The sequence below is a fragment of the Moorena sp. SIO4G3 genome (assembly GCF_010692305.1).
In the GTDB taxonomy this organism is placed as follows: Bacteria; Cyanobacteriota; Cyanobacteriia; order Cyanobacteriales; family Coleofasciculaceae; genus Moorena; species Moorena producens_A.
In genome coordinates this window covers 1-8,743 of record NZ_JAAHIG010000357.1, presented here as the reverse complement: position 1 = coordinate 8,743, position 8,743 = coordinate 1, and the positions used below count along the sequence as shown (strand labels likewise).

Annotated in this window: 5 protein-coding genes; all 5 read right to left on the bottom strand. The window is 43.0% G+C overall.

Annotated features, from left to right (window positions below):
* Nucleotides 1-313: 313 nt before the first annotated feature.
* Nucleotides 314-1,564 (bottom strand): bifunctional oligoribonuclease/PAP phosphatase NrnA, encoded by a 1,251-nt coding sequence (locus F6J99_RS36375; RefSeq protein ID WP_293120519.1) that lies wholly within the window; start codon nucleotides 1,562-1,564, stop codon nucleotides 314-316.
* A 75-nt stretch (nucleotides 1,565-1,639) separates the two neighbouring features.
* Nucleotides 1,640-2,137, bottom strand: a complete 498-nt coding sequence (locus tag F6J99_RS36370) for an HNH endonuclease (protein ID WP_008189673.1) — start codon at nucleotides 2,135-2,137, stop codon at nucleotides 1,640-1,642.
* Between the two features lie 209 nt (nucleotides 2,138-2,346).
* Complete coding sequence (gene iscB, locus F6J99_RS36365; protein ID WP_293120517.1) at nucleotides 2,347-3,633, bottom strand: RNA-guided endonuclease IscB; 1,287 nt, start codon at nucleotides 3,631-3,633, stop codon at nucleotides 2,347-2,349.
* A 343-nt stretch (nucleotides 3,634-3,976) separates the two neighbouring features.
* Complete coding sequence (locus F6J99_RS36360; RefSeq protein WP_293120515.1) at nucleotides 3,977-5,527, bottom strand: adenylate/guanylate cyclase domain-containing protein; 1,551 nt, start codon at nucleotides 5,525-5,527, stop codon at nucleotides 3,977-3,979.
* Between the two features lie 200 nt (nucleotides 5,528-5,727).
* Nucleotides 5,728-8,743 (bottom strand): PAS domain S-box protein (locus F6J99_RS36355; protein WP_293120513.1); only part of this gene is annotated, 3,016 nt, incomplete at its 5' end.

Genomic DNA, 8,743 nt, shown 5'->3' with positions numbered 1-8,743 from the left:
ATAACGTAGCTCGCTTAGAGCTTAGTCTGGTCAACTATGAGCTTTTTACAAGCTCCCGCTATAGTCTTAAAGACTTAGCGGTGAGTTATTGACGGGCTGATTGTTGACAGTAGCTTATAATGCAATCGCTACACTCAAAACACTCCTGAGTTAATTAGTTGGTATTAGAGCTGATTTGTAAAGGAAATCTTAATAAGTCTGAAAGCCTTGCTATGATTGTCTTTTCGGTATTAAATAGTTCAATTGTTCTATTTTAGCGCAAGCCTTATCCTACAAAGATTACAGCGAGTTTACGAATGAGCTCTTAGTCACTTTAGATTACCGTATCCTGGGGATTAACTAACCGCAGTAGTTTTTGCTTGACTTGGGTATCAAACACCTCCCACTTGAGCTTGGCATACTCCGATTTGTCATTAAAACTACTCAAGAATCCCGTCGGAATTTCAAAGCCACCAGCCATCATGCGTCCACCACCAAAGAAACGCCCATGACTGTCTTGACCGAAAGCTTCTTTGATAAATTCATCAGGGTCGAGGGTTAACTTATTGGTTCTCAAGGAACCAATCACCACTTCTAATTCTTGGTCTTCATCGTAAACAATCCCATAAACCACAGCAGTGTGAACATTTTCTTCAGTAACTAAAAAGTCAGCAGCTTGGGGAATAGCATCCCGGTCTTCATAGCGAAGATAGCCGACACCAGCCATAGAGAAGTTATCTTGGACAATGCGATATTTAAGCGATCGCTCAATAACATCCATCACTCGGCGAGATCGAGATGTCTTGAGTATAGCGTTAAGGAGTTGAGTGTCGTAGAAGCGGCTGAGATATCCAGCTGCCAAGAAATCCTCTTCCTGAGCCTGCATCAGCATATTAGTATCAGAGCGCAGACCATGCATCAAGGCTGTAGCACATTTGATATGTTCACTAATGCTACTATCAAGCTGTAGTAACCCAGCCTGAAGGTAATGGGTTAATAGCGTCGCGGTGGCTCTTGCTTGAGGACGAAGGTCAATAAATTCTGCTTTCAACTCCCCTTGACTACTGTGATGATCAAATATTGCCATTAGAGGAATATTCGCCTCGGTAACAATCGGTAACAGCTGGGTGGTTGTACCCTGATTATCAATCAGCACATAGCCCTGATACACCGATAAATCTTGATTTTTTGTGCTCTCCACACTCCAGCGTTTGCTTGGTAAACCAGTCAGCTTAACCAGGGCAATGTTTTCCTGGTGAGAGAGGGTACCAGCATAGACAATATCGCATTGGATATTATACTCCTGGGCAATCAGCTGGTAAGCCCAAGCGCTAGAGAGAGCATCTGGGTCAGGGAAATCTTGTAGGATGATCAGTTGCCGCTCATTTTGATGACGCTCTAGAGTCTCTTGGAACTGTTGTACTTTTGAATGTACTTTTGAGGCTGATGTAGGCGACTGCCGCCTTTTTGTTTGGGAATTTCCCACGGAAGAATTTACATCTTGAGTAGATGACGGTTGCGCTTTAGCATCAACCTGTTCTGAATCTAAGCTAGATGCACCACTGTTAAGTAAATTGTTAGTCATTAGTTAGTAGTCATTAGTCATTAGCCATTGGTTAATCCCCTTTTGGCTTCATTAGTCGTGACATGATTTAGCGGACTAGGCACCAATCACATACTTCCGCCACTCCTGATGCCGTCCAGTTTTTAAGTGTTTAGCAATTTCAAAGTGGAGACTACTATAAGGTCTCCGGGGTTGGGTTTGCAACATCATGTTGGCTTCTTTAGGGGTGCGATTCCCTTTTTTGACGTTGCAGCGCACGCAAGCTGTAACAATATTTTCCCAGGACTCACCTCCATGGCGAGAACGAGGAATTACATGATCTAACGTTAAGTCATCACCGCTGTAGCCGCAGTATTGACAAGAGTGACCATCACGGTGCAGGATGTTACGACGGGTAAGGGGAATCTCTTTGTAGGGTACCCGGACGTAATGGCGCAGTCTAATCACTGTAGGCAGTGGAAAATCTGCGTAAACGTATTTGCCGTTATGTTCGATACGCTCTGCCTTACCCTTGATCAACAAGACAACTGCCCGTCGCCAGTTGGTGATGTTGAGCGGCTCATAGGAGGCGTTTAACACCAGAACCTTACCCATTGGTGATCTCAGCTAGGAGGATTTTCCCAGATAGTAGCACAGGTTGCTCACTCTGGGTTATTTTTCCATCTTAAAGACGGGAATTCCCCTCCCGTTATAAACGTTAGTTTTAGCGGGAGACGGGGCGTATAAAGTGCGGACGCAGGTTCTGTACACAGCCCCTTGGGAATTCCCGCAGATAAATAAAATGAGCGTGCATCGAATCAGTATTAATTAGCTTGGTATTCATAACCGTCAGCTTTAAAGATTGTCTGTAAGTACTTTGGATGTACATCAATTTTTTTGTCAGAAGTCTGAAGTACAAAACTTGGGCGATGACGAATAGCTATACGGCCTGTGTACTTTCCGGCATATTTCCCTTTTTTGATATCAGCTTTGACTATATCTCCCGTTTGAAAACCCCTGAAGAATTTAGCGGCAGGAGCATGAGCCTTTGGAAAACCGTATTTATTTGGTCGGCATCTTTGACGAACACCATGACCTTTAGCTGTAATTGTCAATGGCTTCACTCCGTTTAGCAGTAATCTCTTAGGAGTGGACTTACCTACACAAGCAGCATCAGTCCAATGGGTTTTATCAAGACCTCTGGTTTTCCGGTTGAACTTGGTCAGGCCACCAGAACCTGTTTCCACAGGCAGCCCAGTTGATTTTAGTCTTCTCCATAATTCCCAACGGGTTGCGTTGACGGCTGCTGCATCTTTCAAAGGGGTTTTTGCTTTAGCTAATACCTTTTTGAGAATTTCCGGTTTTTTTATTAAAAATTCATCAATCGGGTTATTGCCTTTTTTCTGATTACAGCACCGACAAGCAAGAGTCAAATTACTAACTCGATTACTGCCACCTTTTGATTTTGGTATAATGTGCTCAACTTCTAAAGGTGTATCAATAGCGCCACAGTAAACACAGTTATTTCCCCACTTAGCGAGTAGATACTCTTTTACCTCAAACCCAAATAGTTCACCATGTTGATACTCAATTCCTGATACTTCTGGATTTTGCATTTTTTGAGTATCGAATCGAACTAATTCTTGAGATATTGCGGTTATAGGGCACAGTTTTATTAGTCTCCTAACCCAAGCCTCGATATTAAATACTCGACTCATTAATGATGGAGGCAACCAACTCTCTGGGCGTTTTCGATTAAGGAAACGAGGTTTACGGTAACGAGTCTTTCGATTTCGTCTACCTCGCCTTAAAGCTCGTCTAGACTCTAGAGAGTTTTTAATTTGCTGCCCTCTATGATTGATTTCTAAGGCGCTTGTGATCCGTCCAGTTTGCTCCTGAATAATAGCTATTCCCGTCGTTTTAGAGCCTGGATCTATTTTTATTCGGTGTGGATGAACAACAGAATCCTGTAACGATATATCCTGCATGATAATAGTAAATGGGTAGCGCTTGAAAACTTTAGCTCTCCCTTTTTTAAGTAGATCTCTAGCCCGTGCCGGATGACATGGATCCAGAGGTTGTTTGTCTTTATCTAGCACGAAAACTCGCATTACTTTGATCTCTCCACAATGTGGGTAAAGTTTGCCTCGACCATGTTACAAAAGCTTTTTAGGTTAGCAACACTTCCTTAACTCACTACAGATGTTTAATTGCTAACAACAGAGCTGAAGACTGGCACGCATCTACAGGTGTTATGACTCAAGTAACGTAGACCATTAGAACGATCTTAGTCTGGTCAACTATGAGCTTCTAGCAAGCTCCCGCTATAGTCTGATCAGACTTAGCGGTGAGTTGTTGACGGGTTAGTTTAATTTACGGTGTTGCTGAAGTGCTGAACTGCTGAACTTAAGAAATCCCTCAAGGGTCAAGTCAAGTCAACTATAGTATGGTCACTTACCGATTACCCATTGCTTTAGGACCTGTGAGCAGATAAGTAGTCATTTTCCCTTTGCCTTTGACTTCAAAGGGTTCCCGTTTATCAAACCGGTACTTATCTTTTAATTTCTCATAGGTAGTAACTGTAACCTGAATGCCACCTGGTATACCCTGAGATTCCATACGGCTAGCCATATTTACGGTATCACCCCACAAATCATAGCTGAATTTTTTGATTCCAATTACCCCAGCCACCACTGGTCCACTGTTGATGCCAATCCTGAGACGGAAATTCTGATTCGTTTGAGCATTGTATTGCGCAATTAATTTTTGCATATCCAATGCCATTTTAGCGATCGCATCCGCATGATACTTGCAGGCTTTTGGCAGACCGGCAACAGCCATATAAGCATCACCAATCGTCTTAATTTTTTCGACACCATGCTCCTCAGCTAGTTGGTCAAACTCTGAGAAAATTACATTGAGAATTTCGACCAGTTCGGTGGGAGAGGTTTGGGTTGAGAGTTTGGTAAAGTCAACTAAATCAGCAAACAAAACAGTTACATCTTCAAAACTTTCTGCCAGAGTACGTTCTCCTTTTTTTAACTGTTCTGCGACCGGTTCGGGCAAGATATTAAGCAGCAAACGCTCACCTTGGGTTTGGGCACGACGAAGTTCATCTTCAGCTTTTTTACGCTCTGTAATGTCGCTCACTGTGCCTTCGTAGTAGAGTAAATCTCCAAAATTGTCTCTGACTGCTCGTATATTTTCCGAAATCCAAATTACCATACCATCTTTCCGATAGACCTCGGACTCAACCTCTGATAATGTTTCTTCTTTGTGGATTAGGGCTAATATATCGTCACGACGCCTCGGTGCGAGGTAGAGTTCTTTCCCAATATCCGTGACTTGATTAATCAGTTGTTCTGGCGACTGATAGCCCAAAATACTTGCTAGGGCTGGATTAGCGGTGATAAATTTTCCTTTTGGTGTAACTTGAAAAATGCCTTCAGTGGCATTTTCAAAGATACTGCGATATTTATGCTCAGCTTCTTGTTTCTGCTTGATTTCCTTTTGGAGCTGAAAATTTTGTGCTTGTAGTTGCTTTTGTAAACGCCCGATTTTCAAGTGAGTGTTTACTCTCGCTCTTACTTCTTCCTGCTGCACTGGTTTAGTGAGATAATCTACTGCACCGAGCCTGAAACCTTTAACTTTGTCGAGAGTATCAGTACGAGCCGTCATAAAAATAACTGGGATGTCTCTAGTTGACTCTTGAGCTTTCAAGCGACGGCAAGTTTCAAACCCATCAATTCCGGGCATCATAATATCCAGTAAGATTAGATCCGGTTGAGCATAGTTTACTTTTTCGAGCGCACTATAGCCATCTTGAGCGACTAAGACTTTAAATCCAGAATTGCTCAACAACTCAAACATCACCCCTAAATTAGTCGGACTATCATCAACAATCACAATTACACCTTTATAGCCAATTTTGTTATAGCTCTCAGTTAGGGTAATTTTCCGGGAAGAGGAATGATGATTAGTTTGAGTTACTGAGGAAATATTCATAATCACATGAACTCGTTATTGGGGGTTTTCGCTAATCAATGGCTAATTAATAAGAGCAAAAATACTCGGATATTTTTTTGTAAAAAAAATAGTGCAATTTAATAAAAATAAACCTAATTAAAATCACCCTTAAAAATAGAATAACTTATCCCTGGCTTAACTAGTCATTTAAATGGCGATTATTTTTAAAGATATAGACTTTATTTTTTACTAACTTTATCTGGAGTTTTTAAATCCTTTGATTTTATTCGATGAGCTTCGCGGTCTTTTGTATCCATGTACTTCCGAACAAATTCCAGAATTTGTCTTTCTTTAAACCCTTTTGATAATTGACGCAACTTTTGAGAAAATGGAATGAATTTATCATCCAACTGTTCAATCAAATTAGCTTCCTCTTGGATGCCTCGAATATCACCCATAATTGCTAGTTCATACAGAACGGATATTTGATCTGGCGATGGAGCTACAGGCATAACGTCTTCAGCTTTCTCTTCCTTAGTGGATTCTAGAATTCCTTGTCCTCCTTGTTGTTCCTCGGAAACCTCTGGCAAATCTAAATCTAGCCAAAAAATACTACCTTGACCGACAGTGCTTTTCACCTTTAATTCACTACCCATTAATTCCGCTAAACGTTTACTAATCGATAGTCCTAAGCCTGTACCATTAACCTGACGGTCAGTATTGCCCACTTGATGGAATGGCAAAAATATTTCTGCTAGTTGTTTTGGTGGGATACCAATGCCAGTGTCTGCTATCACAAAGCGCATTTTTTGAGTACCTTGCTTTTCGGTTAAAGCTTGACGGTTTTTAGGTTGTTCGCCTTTGGCATTACCGTAGGGTAGGTTGTCTTGAGAACCTTGGCCTTTTGGCCACGCTTCAGCGTCGCCTACGGCGAAAGCGTGGCCTTCGGCCGACCCTGCGCTAACGCGAACAAGGTTAAACCGATCAACGTTCAACTCTGAACACCCCAAATAACCAACTTTAAACGTTACCTCACCAGTATCTGTAAATTTGACAGCATTTCCCAAAAGGTTCATCAGAACTTGTCGCAGTCTTATTTCATCACCCTTGACAAATTCAGGCAGAGGCGAAAGGAATTCGTAACGGAATGAAATGTTTTTTTGTTTAGCACTGATCACCACAATTTCCACAATACCTTCGAGAAACTTGGGAAACTGAAAATCTCTGACATCAAGTTCCATTTTTCTGGCTTCGATTTTTGATAGATCCAGGATGTCATTGAGTAGGGTTAACAGATGCTGACCACTTTGCTGAATAATACTGAGCTGCTCTTTGTGCGTAGCGCTCAGTTGTGGTTCCTCTTGGAGGATTTGGGCATAACCTAAAATGCCGTTAAGGGGGGTACGTAATTCATGGCTCATGTTGGCTAAAAATTCACTTTTAGCCCGATTGGCTACTTCCGCGTCAACTTTAGCCTGCTTCAACGCCTGTTCTGCCTGTTTGCGATCGCTAATGTCTCGAAAAATTCCCTGCACAACTGTCTTGCCTTGCAGCTCCAAAGTAGTCGCACTAACTTCTACAGGCACGGTTGTACCAACTTGATGCAGTAATTCCAGTTCTACTTGAAATACACCCCCTGCCTCCACATGTTGCTGGAAAATTTGGGAGTAGGCTTTGAATCGTTCTCGTGGAATAATCTGACTCTGATGCAACCCAATAATTTCATCTCTGCCACGACCGAGCATCTGTTCCGCCATCTGATTGGCTTCCAGGATGATTCCGGTTTCCGCATCTGCCATCAGAATGGCATCACCAGCTGACTCAACTAACTTGCGATACTTCTGTTCCGCCTGCCGTAGTTTTGCCTCTGATAGCTTGCGTTCAGTGATATCTCGGTTGCAGAAGATTCTACCATAGTAATCCCCACCACTGGTAAGCACTGGTGCTGAATAAAAGTCAAAAATACGCTCATCTTTCATTAAAAGTTCATCGTAGTTCGTTGTTTTGGGATGAGCCTGGAGATAGTCCACCTGAGCCAGAAATTCTTCGGGATGCTTCAGTTGAGAACTCAGCTGCTTGAGCAATTCTTTAATATCATTGGCTTGAAACAACTGTTCTGGAGTCTGCCACAAGTCACAGAAACGGTGGTTGTACGAAACCACCCTAAAATTTTCATCAACCACTAAAATTCCATCAATGGCAGCTTCTTGTTGTGCTTTGAGCATGGCATTTGTACGGAGTACATCCTCCTGTGCCACAGAGCGCTCAATGGCAATTCTAGCGAGTTGGGTGGCCTTATCCGCCAGTTGTTGCTCTTCGCGGTTTGGGGTATGAGGTTCAGTGTAGTATGTTGAGAAGGTGCCTAGCACCGTCCCTTGAGTGGACAAAATGGGGATAGACCAACACCCTCTGAGATTGTGGGAGAGTGCAAAATCCCTTATATTTCGACACAGGGGATGAGTAGCAATATCCTTAACCATGACCGGTTCTCGCCAATAGGCGGCAGTGCCACAGCAAGCCATATATGGACCAATCACCATACCATCAATTGCCTGAATGTAGGATTCTGGAAGGCTGGGGGCGGCAGTATGATGCAGATTAACCCCATTTTTGTCCACCAGCAAGAAGGCACACCTAATCTTGGGCAATTGCTCCTCAATCAACCGAGCCAGTCGGTCTAGTACATCTGGCAACTTCTCCCACTGGGTAATCATTTCCAGGATACGATTTTGTCCAGCTAATAAGGCTTTAACTCTCTGGCTATCAGTAATGTCAGTAAAGGTACCAACTAGACGAACCACTTCACCGTTATGATCTTTGATCACCAGGCCAGTCGAGAGAATCCAGGAAATTGAGCCATCTGTGCGCAGCAGACGAAACTTTTGTTTCCACTTCTTGATGCAGTCGCTCATGGGGGTTTCCCCCAAGACCGCGCTGCATCGCTGAGAACTTCGTCCAGCACATAGGTTATCTAGGATGGCTTTCACCTCATCAATATCCTCAATATGAATCAGTGCCAGTAATTCATTAATGGTCGGTCCATCTTGATCTAATGGGTAGCCAATCAGGCTGAGAAATTGGGGCGAGTAGTAATGATCATAGGTCTTCAGGTTGATTTCAAAGAGTCCGTTGGTGTTGGCTTGAATAGCCAGAGCAAACCGTTCCTCACTCTCCCTAAGGGCATCCTCAATGCGCTTGTGTTCAAGAACCTCTGCGATTAATTGTCGATTGAGCTGCCTCAGGGTAGCTGTTCGC